Genomic DNA, 24,386 nt, shown 5'->3' with positions numbered 1-24,386 from the left:
CATGCAGTACTGCCTTTTTTCATTCAGGTGCCTCATGCCAACCACGCCCATTTCTCAACTCCCCCATCACGGACACAGCAACGGCCGTATCAGTCTGCGTATGTTGCGCTATTTTCAGGTATTGGCGGATGAGCTGCATTTTGGCCGCGCCGCTGCGCTGCTGAACATTTCCCAGCCGCCGCTCAGCACGCAGATTAAAGAGCTGGAAGATATTCTTGAGGTGAAGCTACTCGAACGTAACAGCCGAAAAGTGGCTTTAACGCACGCTGGGCGCGTGCTCAAGACCGAGGTCGATCGCATTTTGAGTGCCACCGAAACCTCATTGAATTATGTGCGTCAGATCGGGCGTAATGAAAACCAGCATTTGAATATCGGTATTATCGGCACCGCGCTGTGGGGCGCACTGCTACCCGCGCTAAAATCATTTCGCATGGATTATCCCCACGCCACGTGGACGTTGCACGAGCTGCCACAGCAGCGCCAAATTGAGCAGATCATGCAGCACACCATTGATATCGGCATCAACCGAAATGTAGCCGTAGAGTCCACGCCCAATATTTGCTATCAGCATATTGCACGCGAATCGGTCATGGTTGCGTTGCTCGAGCACGATCCTTTATGCCAGTTCCCTAGCCTCGACCTCATGCAGCTTGCCGAACGCCCGTTTATCTCGCTCTCATTCAGCCACAGCGATTTTGCCCAACAGCTTTATGATTACTGCGTGCAAACCGGTTTCTATCCGCTCATTGCCCAACAGGCCATGGAGCCGCAAACGGTGTTGGCGCTGGTCAGCGCAGGCTTGGGTATCGCGCTATTACCGGAAACCTGCTCGCTAATTCACTGGCCAGGCGTGACGTTTGTTCCTCTAAAACAGCAAATCCCCGCCGATCTCTATGCGCTCTACCATCGAGAACTGCAATCACCTATTGCGCACGCCTTTCTACAGGCATTGGGACACATTGCAGCCTAACGGCGAGAAAATAGACTCTTTACGCTATTTAGGTTATAAGAAGCACTCTAATTGCGATCTTTTTAACATAAATCATTTTCGATATTGGTCAAAAGTTGTATGATCGCGCGCTTTGCAGATCCGCCCTGCGGAATCACTGTTAGATGCTCTACGTCCTTGAGACCACACCAAGACCGTGGGTGTCAATCATCACCATAGCAGTGCTGCATTTTATTATTTTCTGTTAAAGGCGACCTTAGCATGCAATTACCAAACTGCCCGAAGTGCAACTCTGAATACACCTATCAGGACAACGATATGTACATTTGCCCTGAATGTGCTTACGAATGGAATGACAGCGCACCGGCAGAAGAAAGCGATGAACTGGTGGTGAAAGACGCCAACGGCAATCTGCTGGTGGATGGCGATTCCGTCACCGTAATCAAAGATCTGAAGGTAAAAGGCAGCTCGTCTATGCTGAAGATCGGCACCAAAGTGAAGGGTATTCGTCTGGTTGAAGGCGACCACAACATCGATTGTAAAATCGACGGTTTCGGCCAAATGAAGCTGAAATCTGAGTTTGTGAAAAAGAGCTAATATTCTTACCTCCGTTGTTATCAGACAAATACCGATAGCAACGGAGTGTTTTCATTACTGCATTACTGCATTACTGCATTACGCTGGATTAGGGATATCAATAAACTTCACATCTAATCCATGTTCCGCCGCTAACCACTCGCCTAACGCACGAATGCCACCACGCTCTGTCGCATGATGGCCCGCCGCAAAGAAATGCAGCCCCATCTCACGCGCGATATGAATGGTTTTCTCTGAAACCTCACCGCTAATAAACGCGTCAACGCCAAACTCAGCGGCCTGCTCAATATAGCTCTGACCACCGCCGGTACACCACGCAACGCGACGGATCTCCTGCGGCGCATTGTCTCCGCTGTGTAGCACGGCATGCTGCAGCTTACGCTCCAAACGGCCAATCACCTCACCTGCGCTCATCGGTTGCTCAAACTCACCGTAAGGCAGTAAAGGGTCGATCATCCCTAATGGCTTGATTTTCATCACGCGCGCCAGCTGCGCATTGTTGCCCAGCACCGGATGGGCATCTAACGGCAAATGATAGCCATACAGGTTAATGTCATTAATCAGCAGCGTTTTCAAACGATGACGACGCATACCGCGCACGGTTGGCGCATCGTTTTTCCAGAAATAGCCGTGGTGCACCAAAATAGCATCGGCCTGCTCTGCCACGGCGGCGTCGAGTAGCGCCTGACAGGCGGTCACACCGGTAATGACTTTTTTAATTTCCTGTCGCCCTTCAACCTGCAAACCATTGGGTGCATAGTCACGGAAATCATTAACGCTAAGATGCTGATCGAGCAGTTTTTCCAGTTCAATATTATTCATAGTGTCTAGTCACAAAAATTTTGATTAATCATTAGAAAACGGCTTTGTCGCCCTGTTGCATAAACATAAACTTCACGCCCAATGAATTCCCTGCGCTCAGCTGTTGCTGAATCAACGCTTGCGGATCCTTCCCCGCCACCAGCGTGGGTTTAATATGGCTAATCACAATCGGCAAATCTTTCAACGAACCTGCGCCGCCGCTGTATTTCTCCAACTGAGTCAGCTCGGAAAGCAGTAATTTTGGCGTCAGATGTCCAAGCAGTTTATTGTCTGGCTGCGCGTCATCATAGGACGTTTCAATAATCATCCCTTTTAGCGCTTTTTGCTGGATAAGCGGCCCCAAAACACGCCAAATCGCATCCAGATTTTTAGAGCGTTCTACGGCATCAGCGCCGGTATCGCCAAAGTAGGCAAAAGACTCTCCACGTGCGCTGATCAACAGCATCGACGATGCCGTTCCATTATGACTCAGCGGGTAGATCACCCCGCGCATCGGCGTTACGCCTAGCGTAAAGGTCTGACCGACGCGCGGCGAATTAATTCGATAGGTACCTAATCGTTCACCGTTGCCTGCATCGCTGAAGTTTGGCCAGCTTTTCCAGTTGAAATAGTGGTTATGCAGCGTATTCGCGCTGTCGGCGAGGGTATAGATAGTCTTCTTTTTATCATCCGGTGACCCCAAAATCAGACCAGCAACGTGATCCAGATGAGGGTGGCTGATGAAATAGGCGTTAATCTGCTCACGAAAAATGTAGCCCTGCGGCGTGAGCGGTGCAGCTTTTTCTGGGGTGACGTCCGGGAAACTCCCTTTTTCAATGCCCTTCGCAATGCCGGGTAAAGTGCTCCCCGCATCTAACGCGATATATCTGGCATCCCCCTCGGTGCGAATAAGGTAGGAGGTCAGGTTATCTCCCGATAATCCTCCCTGAGTGCCTAACGCCACTACGTCAAAACTGGCCCAGGTAAATGCGGAATAGCCCGCCAGCACCACAGCTATGAGTGTCTTTCGCATTTGTTATGTGCTCCTTGCAGTAAAAGCGGCTGGAAATATCAGCCCGCGCCTCGCTTAGCCTCTTCAAACGCTTGAAGGGTTTGCTTACGTGCAACGGCATGATCCACCAGTGGTTCAGGGTAGTCTAACACGCGACCTTGTTTAATCGCCCATTGATGGGGGTGATGAATATCACTGTCTGGTACATCCGCAAGCTCAGGCAGCCAACGACGAATAAAATCGCCCTTTTTGTCAAAACGCTCGCCCTGCGTGGTCGGGTTAAAAATACGAAAATAGGGGGCCGCATCGGTTCCCGAAGATGCCGCCCACTGCCAACCGCCGTTATTCGCCGCCAAATCCCCATCCAGCAGTTGAGACATAAAATAGCGCTCTCCCGCTCGCCAGTTTATCAACAGATCTTTAACTAAAAAGCTGGCGACAATCATGCGCAGTCGATTATGCATCCACCCCGTTTGATTTAATTGCCGCATCGCAGCATCCACAACCGGAAAACCCGTTTTCCCAGCTTTCCATGCCGCTAAATGATCGGCGTCACCGCTCCAGCGCACATTGTCCGTCCACGCAATAAACGGCTTATGTCGACAGAGCTTGGGATAAGCCACCAGCAGGTGGCGATAAAACTCGCGCCAAACCAGCTCATTGAGCCAAACAAAGGCGCCGCTTTGATCGTCTTCCAACGTTTGCGGACACTCAGCCAAAAGCCGGTTAAAACACTGACGTGGCGACAGCACGCCGATAGCCAAATAAGGCGACAGGCAACTCGTGCCATCAATAGCGGGAATATCACGCTGCTGCTGATAATCCTGCACGCGTTCTCGGCAGAAACTCCGCAAACGCTGTAACGCGGCGTCTTCTCCCGCAGGGAATAGTGACGGGTCGGGTTGCTCGAAGGGATAATCAAAAGACACTATCGGCAGCCGTTCAGCGTTACCCGCTCTTGGTTTGGGGGCAGGCAAACAGCGTGCATCTGAATGGGTTAAGCGTTGTAAGAAAGACTTACGGAAGGGAGTAAACACCTTATACATTTCGCCGCTACCGGTCACCACGCTACCGGGTGGCAGAAGCAAACTGTCATCAAAGGCATGCAGCCTGCACTTTCCTTGCAGTAACTCACCAACACGGTCGTCACGCCGTCGCTCATTCAGTTCATATTGGCGGTTGTAAAACAGGTCGGTGACGTCGTTTTTCTGGCAAAAATCACTGAGCCACTCAACGCTCTCGGCAAAATCAGCGCATTGATGAGAGAAAAGAGGAATGTTTTTTCCTGCTAGCGAGGCGTCTAGGCAGTGCAGATTTTGCTGAAGAAACGCCGCCTGACGCGGCGCCATATCATGCTGCTGCCACTGCTCAGGCGTCGCGATATAAACCGCGATCACCTTAGCGTGAACATCCTGACAGGCCGCGTGCAGCGCACGATTATCCGTTATCCGTAGATCGTTACGAAACCAAACTAAATGTGTGGCAGTCATTACACGTCCTTGTCAATGCTAGTGGCCATACCGCAAACGCAGTACTTCAGGATAAGGGTCGAAATAACGTTGCCCGGCTAAATAGCTGTCTGGATATTCTTTGAGATAATGGCGTAGCAGCGTGATCGGAGCCAACAACGGTTGGGTTCCCTGCCGATAACGCAGGATCAAATCGGCCAACTCCTGCCGCTGGCTGCTGGTGAGCTGGCGACGGAAATAGCCCTGAACGTGCTGTAACACGTTGGTATGATTACGGCGCGAGGCTTTATGCTTGAGCAAAGCCATAAAACGATTTCGGTATTCGTGCGCGTATTCATCTAAGGATTCCCACTGCTCCATCGCCGCAACAAAACGCCCCAGTTCGCGATATTCCGGCTGTGAATGAGCCAGCAGTGAGAGCTTATAGCGGCTGTGGAAGGCCACTAACGCACCACGGGTTAAACCGTTTTTCCAAAGCTGGTTAAACTCGTGTAGCGCGTAAATACGCTCAACAAAATTCTCTCGCAGTTCAGAATCATATAACCTGCCGTCCTCTTCTACCGGCAGCCAAGGCATATGCGCCATCAGCTGCTGGGTGAAAATCCCAACCCCACTTTTACGCGCTTCATGCTCGGTATACACCTTCACTCTTTCCATGCCGCAGCTGGGCGATTTCGCACAGACCAGATAGCCGCACAGATGTTCAAGGCTCGCCACTTTCTGTTTGGAAAACTCACGCATTTTTTGCGTCACATCCCCTTCCCCATCGCGGCTGTTAACCAAAGCCACATCATCGCCCTGTTTGATCAAACGAAGGGTTGGGCGTGGCGACGGTAAACCAATCGCCATCTCAGGGCACACGGCTTCGAAGCGCACAAAGGGTGACAGCTCATCCACCGCAAACGGTAATCGTTTATGGCCGCCATCGAAACGCACATTTTCGCCCAGCAAACAGGCACTCACACCAACGGGTATTTTATCTGACATCGCGCACCTCTATTTATTGATATTTATGGGTTGTGCACTTTCAGTGTAGGTGCAGAAGAGAAGGAATTACACCAAGAAAAGATAGGGATATGGACAATCGAAGTTAAACCAGATGCAGAAAATTGCTTTTAATGGTTCCAGATAACAAAAAACCACCTGCATTGAGGTGGTTTCTTCACGTTTGCCGTTTCGCTAGCAGCGATTAATAAAAATCAGCGGTGACCTGCTCCGACTGCGCCAACCAAACCGGCTTATCGCTGGTTTTAGACCAAACGCGGTGCAGATAGCTATAAAAACGTGCGCGATCGCTACGGAATAACATCACTGGCAGAGCCAAAACACCGGCAATAACAACGCCACAACGACGCAGGAGAATGCGAGATAATGAATACTGTTGGTACATTGAGTCCTCCTTAAAACGTAGCTGTTTCCCTGAAGGGAGCACTAAAGCAGCGGACGTTATAAATTAAAATGTTTCAAATTTAAGTTTGCCTGTAATCTGAACAAAATATTACCCCATCCGCTGAAAGTTTACCACTCATCCGACCACTATATTTGCTGTTTTTTTCGCCTTTATTGTACCTTTATGTAATTTTGTTACTTTATGGTTAAATAAAAACTTAACATTAGTTATTTTATTGATACTTTTATTTAACATTTTATTTCGCTTTTTATTTCACTATGAAAAATAGCCATTCAGAAAAGCTTCGCTAAACAACGACGCATCAAGCAAACGCAGCAAACACACTTCGCGACCATTAAATAAATACAGCACGAGCCATGGATAGCCCCTGAGGATCCGCAATTCAACCGGGCCCAGCTCTATCGCGAGATTTTTTAACCGCCGATTTAATTCAGGTTCATCCGTTTGCTGATTTAAAACCAGTTTTCCTGAACTCGGGAATTGCTTCAAAGGTAGACACAGCATTTTCCAGACAAAAAAAGCCTGATCTTTACCGCTGGCTTGTAGCCTTTTTAGCTGTCGGTTAAAAGGTAATGCAGATAGCAACTGCGCCGTTGGCGAGCGCTCGGCAGTCGCCCCTTGCCGAGACGCATTCACCGCATCACACACAAAGCGTTGGATATCCTGTTGTTGCAGAGCAGCCTGCGCCTGCTGCAACACCGCATATAAAAATGTATTTATCTGATAAACCGGCAGCATCCCTTCTTTCCTCATCACTCCACGAATTTGCCTCACCCTAGTGGCAGAAGAAAAACGATGCCAGCTGCTCCCATGAGATTTGCGAAACGCATTCCACGCTTTTTCACTAAACAACATGACGCTTGCAAAACACTCAGACATCGACTGTTTTTCCATCATTTTTATACTTTTTTTACACCCATCCCCTGCCTTTTTACGCTATTTATTCCCTAAGTTACCTAGGCTAAGCAGTATCAAAAATGCCTTTGGAGAGGTTGTATGAATATCGGGGTGATTGCCTGTGCAGTCCTAGTTGTATTGCTGCTGGCTTATCTGATTTATGCATTATTTAACGCGGAGGAATTCTGATGGCTGCTTCTGCGTTTCTGATGATCGCGGTATTTCTGCTGGTGCTTTTTGCCTTGGCGTTGCCTTTGAGCAGGGTGTTGGCTCGCCTGATCGATGGCGAACCCTTTGTTGCCCTACGCGGCATTGAAAATGGTTTTTGGCGTTGCTGTGGGATCCAACCGCAGGAAATGAGCTGGTTACAGTATTTGCTCGCCATTATTGCCTTCAACCTACTGGGTATTTTGCTGCTCTTCGTTCTACTCATGGCACAGGGCATCTTGCCGCTGAACCCACAGCAGATGCCAGGGATGTCTTGGCACCTTGCGCTGAATACCGCCGTGAGTTTCGTGACCAACACCAACTGGCAGGCATACAGCGGCGAAAACACCTTGAGCTATTTCAGCCAAATGGTTGGATTGAGCGTACAAAACTTCCTTTCTGCCGCAACGGGAATTGCCGTGGTCTTTGCGTTGATCCGCGGGTTTGCTCGCCACTCGGCAAGCACGCTAGGAAATGCATGGGTCGATTTATTCCGCGTGACGCTTTACGTTCTTCTGCCGCTGTCGCTCATTCTGGCGCTGTTTTTCGTCAGCCAAGGCGTGCTGCAAAACCTGCATAGCTATATCACGGTGCATACGCTGGAGGGCGGTACTCAGCTGTTGCCTATGGGGCCGGTGGCTTCACAGGAAGCGATTAAATTACTCGGCACCAACGGCGGCGGTTTCTTTGGTGCAAACTCAGCGCACCCATTCGAAAACCCAACCGCACTGAGCAATATGGTGCAAATGCTGGCGATCTTCTTAATCCCTGCCGCGCTCTGTTTTGCCTTCGGACAAGCGGTGGGAGAAAACCGCCAAGGCCATACGCTGCTATGGGCCATGAGCCTGATTTTTGTGGTGGCCGTTATCGTGGTGATGTACGCCGAGCTGCAGGGAAACCCGCATTTATCCGACTTTGGCGCGGCCAGTAATTTCAACATGGAAGGGAAAGAAACACGCTTTGGCATTCTAGCAACGGCGATGTATTCCGTTGTCACTACCGCCGCATCCTGCGGCGCGGTGAATGCGATGCATGATTCCTTCACGGCGCTCGGCGGCATGGTGCCCATGTGGCTGATGCAGATCGGTGAAGTCGTCTTTGGCGGCGTAGGTTCTGGTCTCTACGGCATGCTGCTCTTCGTGCTGCTGACGGTATTTATTGCCGGTTTGATGATTGGCCGTACACCTGAATATCTCGGCAAGAAAATCGAAGTTTTCGATATGAAAATGACCGCGGTGGCCATTTTGGTTACTCCTGCGCTGGTGCTGATTGGCTCTGCCGTCGCGCTGATGACCGATGCAGGCCGCGCCGGCATTCTTAATCCGGGCGCTCATGGGTTCAGCGAGGTGCTTTATGCCCTCTCTTCAGCAGCAAACAACAACGGCAGCGCTTTCGCCGGTCTGAGTGTGAATACGCCGTTCTATAACGTTCTATTGGCGATTGCCATGTTCCTTGGTCGCTTCGGCGTCATCATTCCGGTGATGGCGATTGCGGGTTCTTTAGTCGCGAAAAAACGTCAACCCGCCGGAAACGGAACGCTACCGACTCAAGGCGCACTGTTCATTGGACTATTGGTTGGCACCATTTTATTGGTCGGCGCATTAACGTTTATTCCGGCGCTAGCTCTGGGGCCGGTAGCTGAACACCTGCAAGTTTGGTTAACACGTTGAGAGATAAAATAATGACTCGTAAACAACGCGCGTTGTTCGAACCAAAACTGGTCCGTACCGCTATCAAAGATGCTGTTAAAAAACTCGATCCCCGCGTGCAGTGGCGCAATCCGGTGATGTTCGTGGTGTATTTGGGAAGCATTCTCACCACCATTATCTGGATCTCCATTCTCAGCGGGCAAAGTGACGGCAGCGCCGCATTTACCGGAAGCGTGACGATTTGGCTTTGGTTCACGGTTCTGTTTGCTAACTTTGCCGAAGCTCTGGCAGAAGGGCGCAGTAAAGCTCAGGCCGAAAGCCTGAAAGGGGTGAAAAAAACCAGCTGGGCTAAAAAACTGGCCTCACAGCGACATGATTCACCGCAGGAAAAAGTGTCGGCTGACTCTCTGCGCAAAGGCGATATTGTGCTGGTTGAAGCTGGTGACACCATTCCCTGTGACGGTGAAGTATTGGAAGGCGGTGCCTCGGTGGACGAAAGCGCGATTACCGGTGAATCAGCGCCGGTCATTCGCGAATCGGGTGGCGACTTTTCCTCCGTCACCGGCGGCACGCGGATTCTGTCGGATTGGCTGGTGATCCAATGCACCGTTAACCCTGGCGAAACCTTCCTCGACCGCATGATTGCGATGGTTGAAGGCGCTAAGCGCCGTAAAACCCCGAACGAAATCGCGCTGACCATTTTGCTTATTGCCTTAACGCTGGTGTTTTTACTGGCTACGGCAACGCTGTATCCCTTCTCGCTATTTAGCGCGCAGGCCAGCCACGTTGGGGTTCCGGTCACCATTACCGTACTGGTTGCCCTGTTGGTCTGTTTAATCCCCACCACCATTGGCGGCTTGCTGTCAGCCATTGGTGTGGCGGGTATGAGCCGTATGCTGGGGGCCAACGTTATTGCCACCAGCGGGCGTGCCGTGGAAGCCGCCGGTGACGTCGATGTGCTGCTGTTGGATAAAACGGGCACCATCACGTTGGGCAACCGTCAGGCGACCGAATTTTTGCCCGTCCCCGGTGTGAGTGAGGAAGAGCTTGCCAGCGCGGCGCAGCTCGCTTCGCTGGCCGACGAAACGCCTGAAGGTCGCAGCATTGTGGTGCTGGCAAAGCAGCGTTTTAACCTGCGCGAACGTGATTTAGCTAGCCTAGGTGCAACCTTTGTGCCCTTCTCGGCGCAAACCCGCATGAGCGGCGTTAACGTGCAGGGAAGAATGATCCGCAAAGGTTCAGTGGACGCAATACGCCGCCACGTTGAATCTAACCAAGGCCACTTCCCACGTGCGGTTGATGAACGCGTAGAAAGCGTTGCACGTACCGGCGGCACACCGCTGGTGGTGGCAGAAGATGGGCGCATTCTTGGCGTGGTGGCGCTAAAAGATATCGTCAAAGGCGGCATTAAAGAGCGATTCTCCGAGCTACGCCGCATGGGTATCAAAACGGTCATGATTACCGGCGATAACCGCTTAACCGCTGCGGCTATCGCGGCCGAAGCTGGTGTGGATGACTTTCTGGCGGAAGCGACGCCCGAAGCCAAATTGGCGCTAATCCGCCAGTATCAGGCCGAAGGCCGCTTAGTAGCCATGACCGGCGACGGCACCAACGATGCGCCAGCGCTAGCACAGGCCGACGTGGCGGTCGCTATGAACTCAGGTACTCAGGCCGCTAAAGAAGCGGGCAACATGGTTGATTTAGACTCTAACCCAACCAAGCTGATTGAGGTGGTGCATATCGGCAAACAGATGCTGATGACGCGTGGCTCGCTAACCACCTTTAGCATCGCCAATGACGTGGCGAAATATTTCGCCATTATTCCTGCGGCCTTTGCAGCCACTTATCCTCAGTTGAATGCGCTCAACGTCATGCACCTAACGTCACCGGCGTCGGCCATTATGTCAGCGGTCATTTTCAACGCGTTGATCATTGTGTTCTTAATCCCGCTGGCGTTGAAAGGCGTGAGCTATAAACCGCTAAGCGCCAGCGCATTGCTGCGCCGAAATTTATGGGTTTATGGCGCAGGCGGGCTGTTAGTGCCGTTTGTCGGGATCAAACTGATTGATATGTTGCTGACCGTTTGTGGCTTGGCTTAGTTCATATAGAACCGCTCAAAAGAGCAATAATACTTAACATCCCCAAAATAATTGGAGTGGTATCAAGGCGGCAAGCGAGTTCATCCCGATGAGCTTACTCTAGTAAGTGATTCGGGTGAATGAACGCAGCCAACGCAGATACCGCTTCAAGTATGAAGGGGAAAAGGATTAGATAATGTCACTACTACGCCCCTCTATAATGATGATGCTGATTTTGACCGCCATCACCGGCATAGCCTATCCGCTGCTGACCACGGGGTTAGCGCAGGTGATGTTTCACTCTCAGGCCGAAGGATCGTTGATTGAACGCGATGGTGTCATCGTGGGTTCACGTTTGATTGGCCAAAACTTTACTCAGCCTAAATATTTTTGGGATCGTCCATCAGCGACCGCTGACGCAGCCTATAACCCACAGGCTTCCGGCGGCAGCAATTTGGCGGCATCCAACCCGCAGTTGGATAAAAATTTACAGGCGCGTGCAGCGCTATTACGTCAGGCGGATCCTTCAGCGCCAGTGGCGATTCCGGTCGATCTGATGACCAGCTCAGCCAGTGGTTTAGATCCCCACATTTCACCGCAGGCGGCTTATTATCAGGCGGCACGCATCGCCAAGGTTCGCAATTTGCCGCAGGCCAGCGTTGAGAAGCTGATCGCTGCTAACACAAAATACAGCCTACCGCAGTTTATTGGTCAGCCGGTGGTTAACGTATTAGAACTGAACATGGCACTGGATGCATTATTGCCCCACAATGCATCTAACACGCATTCATAACGCCACCAGCCCGATCATAAAGAGAACGACATGCTAGACGATGAAGAGCTGCGCCGCCCCGATCCAGATACCTTACTGGCTCAGGTTTGTGAAAAGCCACGCGGAAAACTAAAAGTCTTTTTCGGCGCCTGCGCTGGCGTTGGCAAAACCTACGCAATGCTGCAAGAAGCGCAACGTCTTCGCGCTCAAGGCTTAGACGTGCTGGTCGGCGTGGTGGAAACCCATGGCCGTGCGGAAACGGCCGCACAGCTTGAGGGGCTGGATATCCTGCCCCTCAAGCGGATTCACCATCGCGGTCGTCAAGTGCGGGAGTTCGCGCTCGATCAGGCGCTAGCTCGCCACCCAGCGCTGATCCTGATGGATGAGTTGGCGCATAGCAACGCCACCGGTTCCCGTCATCCTAAACGCTGGCAAGACGTCGAAGAGCTGCTGGATGCGGGCATCGACGTGCTCACCACCGTGAATGTGCAGCATCTTGAAAGTCTCAATGACGTCGTCGGTTCCGTAACCGGCATTCGCGTGCGCGAAACCGTGCCAGATCGCATCTTCGATGACGCCAGCGAAATCGTGCTGGTGGACTTACCGCCAGATGATTTACGTCAGCGTCTCAACGAAGGGAAAGTCTATATTCCTGGGCAGGCAGAACGTGCCATCGAGCACTTTTTCCGTAAAGGAAATTTGATTGCCCTGCGTGAATTGGCGCTGCGTCGCACCGCAGACCGCGTTGATGAGCAAATGCGCGAGTTTCGTAATAGCCAAGATAAAGAACGCGTTTGGCATACTCGAGATGCCATTTTACTGTGCATTGGCCACAACGTTGATAACGACAAGCTAGTTCGCACCGCATCTCGATTAGCGGCTCGCCTTGGCTGTATTTGGCACGCGGTTTATGTAGAAACACCGCGCCTGCATCGATTGCCTGAAAATCAGCGACGAGCCATTTTGCGCAGCGTTAAGCTGGCACAAGAATTAGGTGCAGAAACCACCACGCTATCCGATCCAAATGAAGAAAAAGCCATTCTGCGCTACGCCCGTGAACATAATCTCGGCAAAATTATTATTGGCCGACGCAATAAGAAAGAGCGGCGTTGGTGGTGGCATGAAAGCTTTGCTGACCGGCTAGCTAAACTCGGGCCTGATCTAGACTTAATTATCGTCGCCGTTGAAGACAAGCCTCGCACCACCAGCAAAGAGTCCGATAGCCGTCCTTTCAGCGAAAAATGGCGGATACAAATTCGCGGCTGTCTGGTTGCCATTGCGCTGTGTGCACTGATTACACTGCTGGCGAGAATGATTTTCCCCAATTTCGATCAGGCCAATATCGTCATGGTCTATCTACTGGGGGTCGTGATCGTGGCGCTATTTTATGGCCGTTGGCCCTCCGTGCTTTCCGCCGTGGTTAGCGTTGCCAGCTTCGATCTGTTTTTCATCCAACCTCAGTGGTCGTTCGCCGTTACCGATGTTCAATATCTCGTGACCTTTGGCGTGATGCTGACCGTCGGGATCGTGATTGGTAACCTAACCGCCGGTGTACGCTATCAGGCACGGGTTGCACGTTATCGCGAGCAGCGTGCGCGCCATATGTATGAGCTGTCTAAAGCCCTGAGCAATGCCATCACTAATGAAGATATCGCTCGCAGCGGCAGCTATTTTCTTAACAGCAGTTTCAACGCACGGACATCAGTATTAATTCCCAGCGATGATACGCCGTTAGTTCAGGTGACGCCGCCGCAGGAAGGAGTATCAGGCGTTGACTTTGCTATTGCGCACTGGTGTTTCGATAAGCAGCAACCGGCGGGAGCAGGCACCGATACGCTACCCGGTGTTCCTTATCAACTATTGCCCCTGAGCACCTCACAACAGACTTTTGGCGTGCTAGCTATCGAACCCATGAATATGCGTCAATTGATGGTGCCGGAACAGCAACGCCTGTTACAAACCTATGCGGTGATGATTGCCAGCGCGCTTGAGCGTTTGCATCTGGCCCAAACGGCGGCGAGCGCACGTATGGACACCGAGCGCGAACAGCTCAGAAACTCGCTGTTAGCCGCCCTTTCGCACGATCTGCGTACCCCGCTCACCGTGTTGTTTGGTCAGGCTGAAATTTTAACGCTCGATCTGGCCGCTGAAAAATCGCCGCATGCCCAACAGGCTAACCAAATCCGCCAGCAGATCCTCAATACTACGCGGCTGGTCAATAATTTACTGGATATGGCACGCATTCAGTCCGGCGGATTTAACCTGCGCAAAGAGTGGCAATCGCTAGAAGAAATCGTAGGCAGCGCCGTTAATACGTTAGAACCGATGCTGAACTCACATCCGCTCACGATTGATTTACCCGCAGATCTTCCCTTGGTGAACTGCGATGGCAGCTTGATTGAGCGCGTGATACAAAACTTGCTAGAAAATGCAGGTAAATATGCCGGATTAGAATCACCGTTGGCGATTCGGGCCAAAGCTTCAGAGAATTGGTTAGAAGTCGAAATTGAAGATCGCGGCAACGGTATTCCTGCCGAGCAGCTACAGCTGATATTCAATAAATTTACCCGTGGCGATAAAGAGTCGGCTATTCCTGGCGTCGGCTTGGGCTTAGCCATTTGTCGTGCCATTATAGAAGTACATGATGGTAAAATATGGGCGGAAAATATTGCCCAAGGCGGTGCCTGCTTCCACTTCACCCTACCGCTAGAAGCACCGCCTGACATTGAAGATGAGCTTAATCATCCCAGTTCTTGAGAAACAGAAAGCGGCAAAACAGAGAGATAACGTGAATCAGACTCCGATAAATGTGCTCATCGTTGAAGATGAAAAAGAGATCCGCCGCTTTGTCAGGTCTGCGCTTGAGAGTGAGGGCTGGCGAGTTTTTGACGCCGATACATTGCAGCGTGGGCTTATCGAAGCGGGCACACGCAAACCGGACCTCATTATTCTCGATTTAGGCCTGCCGGATGGTGATGGTCTGGATTTTATCCGCGATTTGCGCCAGTGGAGTTCAATTCCGGTGATTGTGCTTTCTGCTCGCAGCGAGGAGTCGGACAAGGTGCTGGCGCTAGATGCCGGAGCCGATGATTATCTGAGTAAACCCTTTGGCGTGGCGGAATTATTGGCACGCGTACGCGTCTCTTTGCGCCGCCATGCTCAGCAAAATCAGGAAAGCCCGCTGATTCAATTCTCAGACGTTGAGGTGGATTTGATCAACCGCCGAGTCTCTCGAGCCGGTGAGGATTTGCATCTCACCCCATTGGAGTTCCGTTTACTGACCGAACTCATCGCCAACGCGGGGAAAGTACTTACGCAGCGCCAGCTGCTTAGCACGGTTTGGGGGCCAAACTACGTTGAGCACAGCCATTACCTGCGGATCTATATGGGGCATTTACGGCAGAAACTAGAAGCAGAACCAGCACGTCCTAAGCATTTACTGACTGAAACCGGCGTGGGTTACCGGTTTATGCTGTAATTGTTAGCCTTCTTTTGCTTCTTCGGCGCTCTCACCGCGCTTGATACCTTTTAAGGTCATCATAAAAGCGCGGAATGAATCACGCAGATCGTCAAACAACGGGTGTTTACGGTTCTCCAACAGCGATTCAGAAAACAGTTTTAACCCAACGGCAAAGGCCTTCGATTTATCGCCGGTGAACGGCAAATCGTCTCGGGCACCCAATCTTTCGACGATAGATAAAATCTCATCATGATTTTCAACTTCAAAGCTGATTGGCGCTTTATCAATCGGTTCGCCTTTGCGATCGGCAATCGGCTCTACGGTGATGCGGTAGCGGTATCCAGACATAGTATTCCCTCTTTAAGTTTTTTTGATAATGATAACTTTTATCATATTCGGTCAGATTGAGCTTCCCTTTTTGTGGCATAAAAAAAGCGCCGTTAAAGGCGCTTTTTGAATTTCTGAAGAACTCGCTTATTAGGCGCTGGCGAGCACGGCGCTCACAATATCCACCGCTTCTTTCTCGATTCGCTGGCGATGTTCAGCGCCCAAGAAACTTTCGCAGTAAATCTTGTAGGCTTCTTCTGTACCAGACGGACGCGCGGCAAACCAGCCGTTGTCGGTCATCACTTTCAGCCCGCCGATAGAAGCGTTGTTGCCCGGCGCTTTAGTCAAACGCGCGGTAATCGGATCGCCTGCCAGTTTGTCAGCTTTAACCATCTCAGGAGAGAGCTTCGACAGCGAATCTTTCTGCGCATGTGTCGCTGGTGCCTGAATGCGGTTATAGCTTGGCGCACCAAAACGTTCCGCCAGCTTATTGTAATGCTGCTGTGGGTTTTCGCCGGTTACTGCGGTGATCTCAGCGGCAAGCAGACACATAATGATGCCGTCTTTGTCCGTTGACCACGGTGTACCGTTAAAGCGCAGGAAGGAAGCCCCCGCGCTCTCTTCGCCACCAAAACCAAAGCTGCCGTCAAACAAACCATCAACAAACCATTTAAAGCCGACAGGAACTTCCACCAGCTTGCGGCCTAAATCATTCACAACGCGGTCAATCATCGCGCTGGATACCAGCGTTTTACCTACGGCAACATCAGCGCCCCACTGTGGGCGATGCTGGAACAGATAATTGATCGCTACCGCTAAGTAGTGATTCGGATTCATCAGACCTGAAGGTGTGACGATACCGTGACGATCGTAGTCTGGGTCGTTAGCGAAGGCTAAATCAAACTGATCGCGCAGCGCCAGCAAGCCTGCCATCGCGCTTTCCGATGAGCAATCCATACGGATCACGCCGTCGTGATCTAAATGCATGAAGCGGAATGACGGATCAACGTGATCGTTCACCAGGGTCAGATCAAGTTTGTAATGCTCACCAATACGCTGCCAATATTCGATGCCTGAACCACCTAATGGATCGACGCCTAAATGCAGTCCTGAGCGCTGAATGGCTGGCATATCAACGATATCAACCAAACCTTCAATGTATGGCTGCACCAGATCTTTGGCATGCACCAAACCGCTTTTCCAAGCCGCATCCAGAGTTTGACGCTTCACGCCCTGCAAGTTAAGGCTTAATAGTTCATTGGCGCGCTGCTCAATCACTTTGGTGAGGTCAGTATCTGCCGGTCCACCATTTGGCGGATTATATTTGATACCACCGTCTTCAGGCGGGTTGTGCGAAGGCGTGATAACGATACCGTCGGCCAATGCCGCATTCTTATTGCTGTTGTGGGTCAGAATAGCGTGAGAAACCGCAGGCGTTGGGGTGAAACCGTTATCCTGCTGTACCACGACATCCACGCCGTTTGCCGTCAGAACTTCCAGCACACTGATAAACGCAGGTTCAGATAAACCATGTGTATCTTTACCCACGATACACGGACCTTCGATGCCATTCGCTTTACGCACTTCAACAATTGCCTGCGCAATAGCTAAAATGTGCGCTTCGTTAAAGCTATGACGCTGAGCGCTGCCACGGTGACCTGAAGTCCCGAATTTTACCGCATGCGACGTGTTATCCACTTCCGGCGTCAATACATAGTATTGAGAAACCAGTTGTGCCACGTTAATCAAATCGCTCTGCTGGGCAGGCTGCCCGGCACGGGGGTGATTTGCCATGGTCACTACTCCCTACGCTATTACGCTTATATGGTTGAGTGCCTAATCGCGTTGCCAGTGCTTGCGATTAGGCAGTTCTTGAATTAGATGGTTCCGCAAACTTTTTCAATCAGTTCGGCTGGGAACTGCATCGCCTGCATGATGTGTTCAATCATGCTGCGCTTGCGATCGGTGTTGGTGTTAGTGATCACCCAGTAAGGCGTGCCCGCAACATGTTTAGGCTTGGTATGCGTGCCGTTTTGCAGCAGCGTTTGCTGGTCACCGGCGAAATAGACGCGCGTGCGGCCATGTAAGGATTCCGTTGCCGCAGCGAACCCTTGGTTATCAATGGAGTAAAGGGTTGAAAGTACCAGCATGAAGCGGTTTACCGCTTTGTTCTGCTCTGCATATTCATCAGAAAGCAACAGTTCACGCATGGTACGAACGCGATCTACCGGACGGGCAGATACCGCAGCAGCCACTGGCGCAGCGATGACGGCAGGCGTCACAGCCGGAGCAGCAGTGGCTTTATGTTCAGAGACTTTCAGCAGGCGGCGCAATATGTCAGAAGCACTCTCACCGATACTTTGCGTGTGGCTTGCAATGTAGCGGTACAGCTCCTCGTCGACTTCAATAGTTTTCATCATTATCCAATACAGGTTTACGACTTAATCAGCAGGATTATAAAGTCAAACGCCTCATGCGGATAGCGTAAACCCGATGCTCTGATCAATTCAGTGAGTTTTTTCCCAAACTTATGGAAAGAATACCCTTAAATTTTGCTGGATAACACTCGATGGCTAACAATCATGCTTAGTCGTGGTAACCTATTTGTTACAACATAAGATTTGTCGCACTCCGTTGCCGCATGTTTAGCGCATGAAGCCCGCGAATAGACACCACGAATAGACCTAACGATATGAAACTCAACTACCGCGAACATATTCCAGCCCAGCAAGCCCAGTTTCCACCGGCATTATTGATCCATGGTTTATTCGGCAGTCTGGATAATCTTGGCGTATTAGGCCGAGACTTGCGCAGCGATCGCCGTGTGATTCAGGTTGATATGCGCAATCATGGCCACTCGCCGCGCTCAGAGCGCATGGATTATGCCGCGATGGCCGAAGATTTACTGGCGTTGATTGACGATCTTTCGTTGCCGCAGTTGGATGTCATTGGGCACTCAATGGGTGGAAAAGCCGCGATGACGTTAGCTGCACTTGCCCCCGAGCGTATTCGCCGCCTTGCCTTGCTGGACATTGCGCCCGTTGACTATCAGGTTCGTCGTCACGATACGATTTTTGCAGCTATCAACGCAGTGACGGATGCACGGCTGACGCGTCGCCAAGAGGCCGCTGAAATCATGCGCGGCTACATCCAAGAAGAAGGTGTAATACAGTTTTTACTGAAATCTTTTCAGGAGGGCGAATGGCTATTTAACGTGCCCGTTCTGTGGGAGCAATACGAAAATATCGTGGGCTGGCAAGAAGTAACGCCTTACCAAGGCCCTGCGATGTTTATCAAAGGTGGCTCATCGCCCTACATCCAAGATATTCATCGCGCCGCCATTGCGCGCCAGTTTCCTCATGCTAAAGCTCACGTGGTAGCCGGTACGGGCCACTGGCTGCATGCGGAAAAGCCAGAGCTGGTGCTACGCACTCTGCACCGTTTTCTCGACAGCGATGAATAAGTCAAACAGCTTAATTTTGTCGCCTTCACGACCTAACTTCATCTTAACGACAGCCTCACTGTAGAAAAAATCACCATTCATCAGTGAGGTAAGTAAGATTAAGGATTGTCGCAGCTGGGGGCGCTGGGGTATTATGGCGCGCTATTATTCTGGCAGGCAGTTTTGCTGTTCAAGGATAGTGCCGGTAAAGGGTGAATGGCCCTAGTATGTTAATCATGATCTGATTCGTTACGCAGATTCAAAATTCTCCTTGTAGTACCGCTACCTGATATGGCCAAAGAACAAACGGACCGCACGACTCTGGATCTGTTCGCAGATGAACGTCGTCCGGGTCGCCCGAAAACTAACCCGTTATCTCGGGATGAACAGCTAAGAATTAACAAACGCAACCAACTGCGCCGCGATAAAGTGAAAGGACTGCGTCGCGTCGAGCTAAAGATTAACGAAGAAGCGGTTGAAATGCTGAATCGTTTGGCTCAGGAACAAAACATTAGCCGCAGTGAATTGATTGAACAAATTTTACTCAATCAGATTTTAAAATCTTAACGCCACCAGCACACAATGACGACAAATCGATACGGTTTAAAGTGCTATAGTGCGTAAAGTACGTACTGGTCTTTCTCAAGATTCCAGTTTAATTATTTGATATAAAAGGTATAAACGCGACATGGCAATCGTAGGCATTTTCTTTGGCAGCGACACGGGCAACACGGAAAACATCGCTAAGATGATCCAAAAGCAACTCGGAAAAGACGTTGCTGAAGTTCATGACATTGCCAAAAGCAGCAAAGAAGACATCGAAGCATTCGATATTCTTCTGCTTGGCATCCCAACGTGGTATTACGGTGAAGCTCAGTGTGACTGGGATGATTTCTTCCCTTCTCTGGAAGAGATCGACTTCAACGGTAAACTGGTTGCTCTGTTTGGCTGCGGCGACCAAGAAGACTATGCAGAGTACTTCTGCGACGCTATGGGCACCATCCGTGATTTGATCGAGCCACGCGGCGCGACTATCGTTGGTCACTGGCCAACGGCGGGTTACCATTTTGAAGCGTCTAAAGCGCTGGTTGATGACAAAACCTTCGTTGGTTTGGCTATTGACGAAGATCGCCAGCCTGAACTCACCGCAACGCGTGTTGATGCGTGGGTGAAACAAATTTCCGAAGAGATGAGCTTGGCTGAGCTGGCTGGCTAATCTGAAATTGTGCCCGCTGACTGCATAAGTCAGCGGGTATTTCAGCGATTGGCGAAAGCAACTTGCAACATCTATGTAACTCATTTTTCCCGCTCTAGCCCCCGCCACCAGCAGAGTTACATATTTGTCAGTGTGTTACGTTTTATTTCCACCTTGTAATTCCGTCCAAGTTGTTAACACACTGCGGTTTCCATTTACCGCCATCAGCCTTATAATGAATCTCAATTATATTTTCAGTTCGGTGACAATTAGGGCAACGTAGGCAGCAAATGCAGGCTATCCTAAACGTCTTCGAGCTAAGTAACGGGACAGAATCCGAATGACAGATAACAACACTGCTTTAAAGAAGGCTGGACTTAAAGTCACGCTTCCGCGTCTTAAGATTCTGGAAGTTCTGCAAGATCCAACTTGCCACCACGTCAGCGCAGAAGATCTGTATAAGAAGCTGATCGATATGGGTGAAGAAATCGGCTTAGCCACCGTTTACCGTGTACTGAACCAGTTCGACGACGCTGGAATTGTGACTCGTCACAATTTTGAAGGCGGAAAATCCGTATTTGAACTGACTCAACAGCATCACCATGATCATCTGATCTGCTTAGACTGCGGTAAAGTGATCGAATTTAGCGACGACTCCATCGAAAAGCGTCAGCACGAAATCGCTAAAAAATATGGTATCCAACTAACCAACCATAGCCTGTACCTTTATGGTCACTGCGCTGAAGGTGATTGCCGCGAAGACGAAAGTCTGCATGATGGCAGAGAGTAAGCACACGCGAGTGTAATGAGGCGACCTGAGGGTCGCTTTTTTATTTCCTGAAATCCACCATCTTCGTTTTCTCGTCGAAAAACAGACAAAAAAAAGCCCCTCAGGCAGGGGGCTAAGCAACTCACAACTAAATCACTCATATGGCTTCGGCAGATACCATAGCAACAATAATGATGATGAAACGGTATTAAAAATCACTGCGTTAATACGTTATTGCGGTATTCCCTACCCCACCGGAGCAGAGAATACCTTGCATCCCTATCTCGATATCACGCCTGCACCGGTTCTACGCGGCTATAGCGTTTACCATCTGGGCTCACTGAACGAATTTGAACGTCGCCAGAAACGGTCGGTTGAGCTTTAGCATCATAACGCTGCCACTGCTTGCCACCGTCTACGGAGTATTCAATCCCCAACCCTGGCAGCGCAATGTTGGCTTCCAGTTTCCCGCCCACAACTTTTGCTCCAGGAACCGGCAGGCGATATTCCACACCGGCTTTATCCATTTTCGCCAGCTCACGCTGCCCCATCAGGTTGGCAAAGCGCTGCCAATCACTCAGCAGAGATTTTTTGTCGACCAGATTTGTTTCACCGCCTTTATATTCGCGACCCGCTTTGTAATCCTGCTCCCAGCCAGCGCGATGCCATCCGCGCTCCGCCACCGTCATAACGCGAGGATAGATTTTATACTCCATCATTTCGTCGGTGCGCGTGGTTTCACTCCACAGCTGAGCCGAGAGACCATAAACGCCCGGCCATGGCTTATCGCTTTTCGCGGTAAAGAAATTGCCGTCACGGTCTACGGAAGTTTCCGCATTCTGTGGCATGTTGTCTGGCGCGAAACTGAAGATCTTACGCTCATCGTTAAAGCGAGTTCCCCAGTAATAGCCATTTTCCTGTGGATTCACCTCATACGGGAAATCCATGTAGACGTAGTCTGGGTTAGAAACCGTCACTTCATAGCCTTTGTTCGCCCAGTCGTTTACGGTATCAAAACCGCCCCAATAGAGCGTATCCCAGAAGTTAACACCCACGCGCTTGGTGGCAAATGCCTTCGCGTCTTTGGCATCCTTCAGGCCATCCTGCCATGCCTGCATTTTTTCAATGCCGTGCTTATTGACGATCTGGCTGACTTCAATCGCAAAGTGGCTTGGGAGATGCTCCATATCTTCCACTTTGCCGCTCTTAATTAGGGTCTGGCAAACCTGAGACTGCGCCCATGGCTTATCTTCTTTGCTCTGATCGATAATGCCTTTGCCCGGCTCAATCTTGCCATTCTTATCCTGATAACCCGGCCCTAAGCGGATGTTTTTAGCTTCATCACCGCCGAAGTGCCACGTGGTTAACGGCTGCCCCGCCTCTTTGTGCATCTGCGCCACTTCGCCGATCACTTTATCGACAAAGCGTTTAGAAGAATCTAAGCATGGGTTCAAATAGCTCTTACGATCATAGAACTGCACAGACGTGGTGTTTGACGTGTCCGTTGGATCAACCAAACGGAATTCGTTAGCGCCCTTCTCGTCACCGGCGGCTTTCAGTTTGTCATAACGCGCTTCCATCGAAACCACCGCCGCACGGGCATGTGCAGGCATATCGATTTCAGGGATCACTTCGATCTGACGCGCCTGAGCATACTTCACGATATCGATATATTCAGCGCGAGTCAGATGGCCAGAGCCATTGTTGTTAGCATCAGGTCCTGAGCCTAGCTGTGGTAGCAGGCACTCTTTTTCGCTCAGATCGTGGCAGCGTTTCGAGCCCACATCGATAAGCTCTGGCAGGCCTGGGATCTCAATGCGCCAGCCTTCATCATCGGTCAGATGGAAGTGGAATTTGTTCATCTTGTACGCCGCCATCTGGTCTAACAGACGGTGTACCGCTTCTTTGGAATGGAAGTTACGCCCGATGTCCAAGAAAATGCCACGGTATTGGAAACGCGGCGCATCTTTCGCATCTAAGGTTGCAATCTTCATGCTGCCATCGCTTGGTACCAGAGAAAGAATGGACTGTAAGCCGTAGAAAACGCCAGCCTGATCGTAACCAATGACTTCAGCCCCCTTCGGCCCGATCTTCAGCTCGTAAGCCCCCGGAACCGCTAAGTCGCCTTTGAAGTTATTAACCGCAATCGCCGTTTTGATTGGATAGCCTTTATCATCGCTTTTTACACCTAACAGCGCGAAACGCTGCTGTGCGGCTTCTGCCGTGGCGTTGTTCAGAACGGTAAGATCCAGCGCAACGCCTTTGCTGAGGTCAACGTCCTGCTGATGGATTTTCACTTCCATCGGCGTTGGCATAATTTGGCCACGCAGGCTCTGCGCTGGCAGCTCTTTCACGTCGGCGTTTTTGTCGAAGCGAGTTTCAGGTACCATCAGAACATTTTTATCGTCTTGGGTACGCTTCCACAGATCGCCCGCAAACGGCGTCACAAACTGACGTAGATCTTCCGTATCGGTGCTGGCAATCACCTTAGGTTTAGCATCCTGAGAAGTGACGTACCAACGCGGCATAATGTCACTTTCAAACAACTGCCAGTATTCACCAATCAGAGGAATTTCCACCGATTGACCGGCGGTAAACCCTTTAAATTTATCGGTGGGTTCAATTTTGTGCAGATCACCGGTCACAAACGTAATTTTGAACTGATCGCTTTTCACGTCCAGAACCTGACGTGGGTTATGGAAATAGATCGCCCAGTCGTTGCCTTTAATATCACTATCGCTGGTTAGCGTGATGACCGATTGGTTACACGATGCCCAGTCAGCGCCCAGCGCGGCACAATCGACGCCGTTCTCTGCCGCGCGGTTGTCGGTGACTTTCACGTTAACTTTTAGCTGACTCAGTTGGTCAACGATTTGCTGATCTGCCTGGCTTGCTGCGGAAAAACCGAGCATGCCCAGTGCAGAAACGGCAACGGCAACGGCCAACGTATTCAATTTAAATTTGCTCATCCTAAAGCCCCGTCCTTAATCAGTTATTGTTGCTGCGAATTTCCTGCCAAATTTTGCCACAGGCCTGCTGGTAGTTATCTCCAGCACCGGTTTTAGCCGCCTGAATACAATTTTGGTAATCAAATACGCGCACGCTTTCCTTTTCAGCAAAGGCCTGATGCGTTTTACTTTGTTTCAATACTTCCAGCACTGACTGACAGGCTGAAATTTTATCTGGGTTACCTTCAGCGGTATTAATGCAGTTGCTGTAGGCTTGTTTTAACTTTGCATCTTCTTGAGGGGCAGTAGATTGCTGCACACAGGCACTTAACCCAACAACGGCAGCGACAACCAATAGAATTTTTTTCATATTTTGATCTCGTCAAAATGACTCTGCATGCTT

At 50.7% G+C, this 24,386-nt stretch carries 23 protein-coding genes; 12 read left to right on the top strand and 11 right to left on the bottom strand.

Translation table 11 applies throughout. The features are described from left to right. The first annotated feature begins 34 nt into the window (after window positions 1-34). Both U0008_RS06280 and U0008_RS06275 read left to right on the top strand, forming a co-directional pair. Complete coding sequence (locus U0008_RS06280) at window positions 35-970, top strand: LysR family transcriptional regulator (protein WP_051874094.1); 936 nt, start codon at window positions 35-37, stop codon at window positions 968-970. Window positions 971-1,210: 240 nt separating this feature from the next. Beyond that, window positions 1,211-1,546 (top strand): zinc ribbon domain-containing protein YjdM, encoded by a 336-nt coding sequence (locus tag U0008_RS06275; protein ID WP_025800696.1) that lies wholly within the window; start codon window positions 1,211-1,213, stop codon window positions 1,544-1,546. A gap of 78 nt (window positions 1,547-1,624) precedes the next feature. Here U0008_RS06275 and U0008_RS06270 read toward each other — a convergent pair whose 3' ends face one another. The 6 genes from U0008_RS06270 to U0008_RS06245 form a co-directional block, all read right to left on the bottom strand. Then, on the bottom strand, window positions 1,625-2,368 hold the full coding sequence (locus tag U0008_RS06270; protein ID WP_040045718.1) for a type 2 GTP cyclohydrolase I: 744 nt from the start codon (window positions 2,366-2,368) through the stop codon (window positions 1,625-1,627). A gap of 31 nt (window positions 2,369-2,399) precedes the next feature. Beyond that, on the bottom strand, window positions 2,400-3,380 hold the full coding sequence (locus tag U0008_RS06265; protein ID WP_043491874.1) for an MBL fold metallo-hydrolase: 981 nt from the start codon (window positions 3,378-3,380) through the stop codon (window positions 2,400-2,402). A 38-nt stretch (window positions 3,381-3,418) separates the two neighbouring features. After that, window positions 3,419-4,849 (bottom strand): deoxyribodipyrimidine photo-lyase, encoded by a 1,431-nt coding sequence (gene phrB, locus U0008_RS06260; RefSeq protein ID WP_043491872.1) that lies wholly within the window; start codon window positions 4,847-4,849, stop codon window positions 3,419-3,421. An 18-nt stretch (window positions 4,850-4,867) separates the two neighbouring features. After that, window positions 4,868-5,815, bottom strand: coding sequence for a YbgA family protein (locus tag U0008_RS06255; RefSeq protein WP_043491869.1), 948 nt, complete (start codon window positions 5,813-5,815; stop codon window positions 4,868-4,870). A 202-nt stretch (window positions 5,816-6,017) separates the two neighbouring features. After that, window positions 6,018-6,218 (bottom strand): YbfA family protein, encoded by a 201-nt coding sequence (locus tag U0008_RS06250; RefSeq protein ID WP_004096533.1) that lies wholly within the window; start codon window positions 6,216-6,218, stop codon window positions 6,018-6,020. A gap of 276 nt (window positions 6,219-6,494) precedes the next feature. Next, window positions 6,495-7,118 (bottom strand): hypothetical protein, encoded by a 624-nt coding sequence (locus U0008_RS06245; protein ID WP_226930122.1) that lies wholly within the window; start codon window positions 7,116-7,118, stop codon window positions 6,495-6,497. 117 nt (window positions 7,119-7,235) lie between these two features. Between U0008_RS06245 and kdpF the strand changes: the two genes are divergently transcribed. The 6 genes from kdpF (at window position 7,236) to kdpE (ending at window position 15,320) form a co-directional block, all read left to right on the top strand. Then, complete coding sequence (gene kdpF, locus U0008_RS22530; protein ID WP_038502049.1) at window positions 7,236-7,325, top strand: K(+)-transporting ATPase subunit F; 90 nt, start codon at window positions 7,236-7,238, stop codon at window positions 7,323-7,325. After that, a complete protein-coding gene (kdpA, locus tag U0008_RS06240; RefSeq protein ID WP_025800689.1) occupies window positions 7,325-9,013 on the top strand; it encodes a potassium-transporting ATPase subunit KdpA in 1,689 nt (562 codons plus the stop codon). Before kdpF ends, kdpA begins: the two co-directional genes overlap by 1 nt. 11 nt (window positions 9,014-9,024) lie before the next feature. Continuing rightward, on the top strand, window positions 9,025-11,091 hold the full coding sequence (gene kdpB, locus U0008_RS06235) for a potassium-transporting ATPase subunit KdpB (protein ID WP_043491864.1): 2,067 nt from the start codon (window positions 9,025-9,027) through the stop codon (window positions 11,089-11,091). Between the two features lie 175 nt (window positions 11,092-11,266). Next, window positions 11,267-11,863 carry a potassium-transporting ATPase subunit KdpC gene (gene kdpC, locus U0008_RS06230; protein ID WP_043491862.1) on the top strand — a complete coding sequence of 199 codons (597 nt, stop codon included), beginning with the start codon at window positions 11,267-11,269 and terminating at the stop codon, window positions 11,861-11,863. A 30-nt stretch (window positions 11,864-11,893) separates the two neighbouring features. Continuing rightward, a complete protein-coding gene (gene kdpD / locus U0008_RS06225; protein ID WP_043491859.1) occupies window positions 11,894-14,599 on the top strand; it encodes a two-component system sensor histidine kinase KdpD in 2,706 nt (901 codons plus the stop codon). A 31-nt stretch (window positions 14,600-14,630) separates the two neighbouring features. Beyond that, the gene (gene kdpE / locus U0008_RS06220; RefSeq protein WP_043491891.1) at window positions 14,631-15,320 is read left to right on the top strand and encodes a two-component system response regulator KdpE; all 690 of its coding nucleotides are present in this window, start codon (window positions 14,631-14,633) and stop codon (window positions 15,318-15,320) included. Between the two features lie 3 nt (window positions 15,321-15,323). Here kdpE and U0008_RS06215 read toward each other — a convergent pair whose 3' ends face one another. The 3 genes from U0008_RS06215 to seqA form a co-directional block, all read right to left on the bottom strand. After that, window positions 15,324-15,650, bottom strand: a complete 327-nt coding sequence (locus tag U0008_RS06215) for a DUF3861 domain-containing protein (protein ID WP_043491857.1) — start codon at window positions 15,648-15,650, stop codon at window positions 15,324-15,326. A 129-nt stretch (window positions 15,651-15,779) separates the two neighbouring features. Beyond that, window positions 15,780-17,423 carry a phosphoglucomutase (alpha-D-glucose-1,6-bisphosphate-dependent) gene (gene pgm / locus U0008_RS06210; protein WP_043491854.1) on the bottom strand — a complete coding sequence of 548 codons (1,644 nt, stop codon included), beginning with the start codon at window positions 17,421-17,423 and terminating at the stop codon, window positions 15,780-15,782. Between the two features lie 83 nt (window positions 17,424-17,506). After that, a complete protein-coding gene (seqA, locus tag U0008_RS06205; RefSeq protein ID WP_025800682.1) occupies window positions 17,507-18,046 on the bottom strand; it encodes a replication initiation negative regulator SeqA in 540 nt (179 codons plus the stop codon). 275 nt (window positions 18,047-18,321) lie between these two features. Between seqA and ybfF the strand changes: the two genes are divergently transcribed. The 4 genes from ybfF to fur all read left to right on the top strand — a co-directional run bounded on the left by ybfF (window position 18,322) and on the right by fur (window position 21,056). Then, the gene (gene ybfF, locus U0008_RS06200) at window positions 18,322-19,092 is read left to right on the top strand and encodes an esterase (RefSeq protein ID WP_043491850.1); all 771 of its coding nucleotides are present in this window, start codon (window positions 18,322-18,324) and stop codon (window positions 19,090-19,092) included. A 270-nt stretch (window positions 19,093-19,362) separates the two neighbouring features. Continuing rightward, window positions 19,363-19,638 (top strand): LexA regulated protein, encoded by a 276-nt coding sequence (gene ybfE / locus U0008_RS06195; protein ID WP_025800680.1) that lies wholly within the window; start codon window positions 19,363-19,365, stop codon window positions 19,636-19,638. A gap of 121 nt (window positions 19,639-19,759) precedes the next feature. Then, complete coding sequence (gene fldA / locus U0008_RS06190; protein ID WP_025800679.1) at window positions 19,760-20,287, top strand: flavodoxin FldA; 528 nt, start codon at window positions 19,760-19,762, stop codon at window positions 20,285-20,287. 319 nt (window positions 20,288-20,606) lie between these two features. Next, entirely contained in the window at window positions 20,607-21,056 is a 450-nt protein-coding gene (gene fur, locus U0008_RS06185) for a ferric iron uptake transcriptional regulator (RefSeq protein WP_025800678.1), read from the top strand. A gap of 269 nt (window positions 21,057-21,325) precedes the next feature. Here the strand turns inward: fur and U0008_RS06180 are convergent, their stop codons facing one another. Continuing rightward, a complete protein-coding gene (locus U0008_RS06180) occupies window positions 21,326-24,004 on the bottom strand; it encodes a beta-N-acetylhexosaminidase (protein WP_043491847.1) in 2,679 nt (892 codons plus the stop codon). Between the two features lie 19 nt (window positions 24,005-24,023). Continuing rightward, entirely contained in the window at window positions 24,024-24,353 is a 330-nt protein-coding gene (gene chiQ / locus U0008_RS06175) for a ChiQ/YbfN family lipoprotein (RefSeq protein ID WP_043491845.1), read from the bottom strand. Window positions 24,354-24,386: the final 33 nt, after the last annotated feature.

Origin of the sequence: Hafnia alvei (assembly GCF_034424155.1) — a bacterium.
GTDB lineage: Bacteria > Pseudomonadota > Gammaproteobacteria > Enterobacterales > Enterobacteriaceae > Hafnia > Hafnia alvei.
Note: the sequence above shows the minus strand (reverse complement) of the source record. Positions and strands in the feature narration are given on the sequence as shown.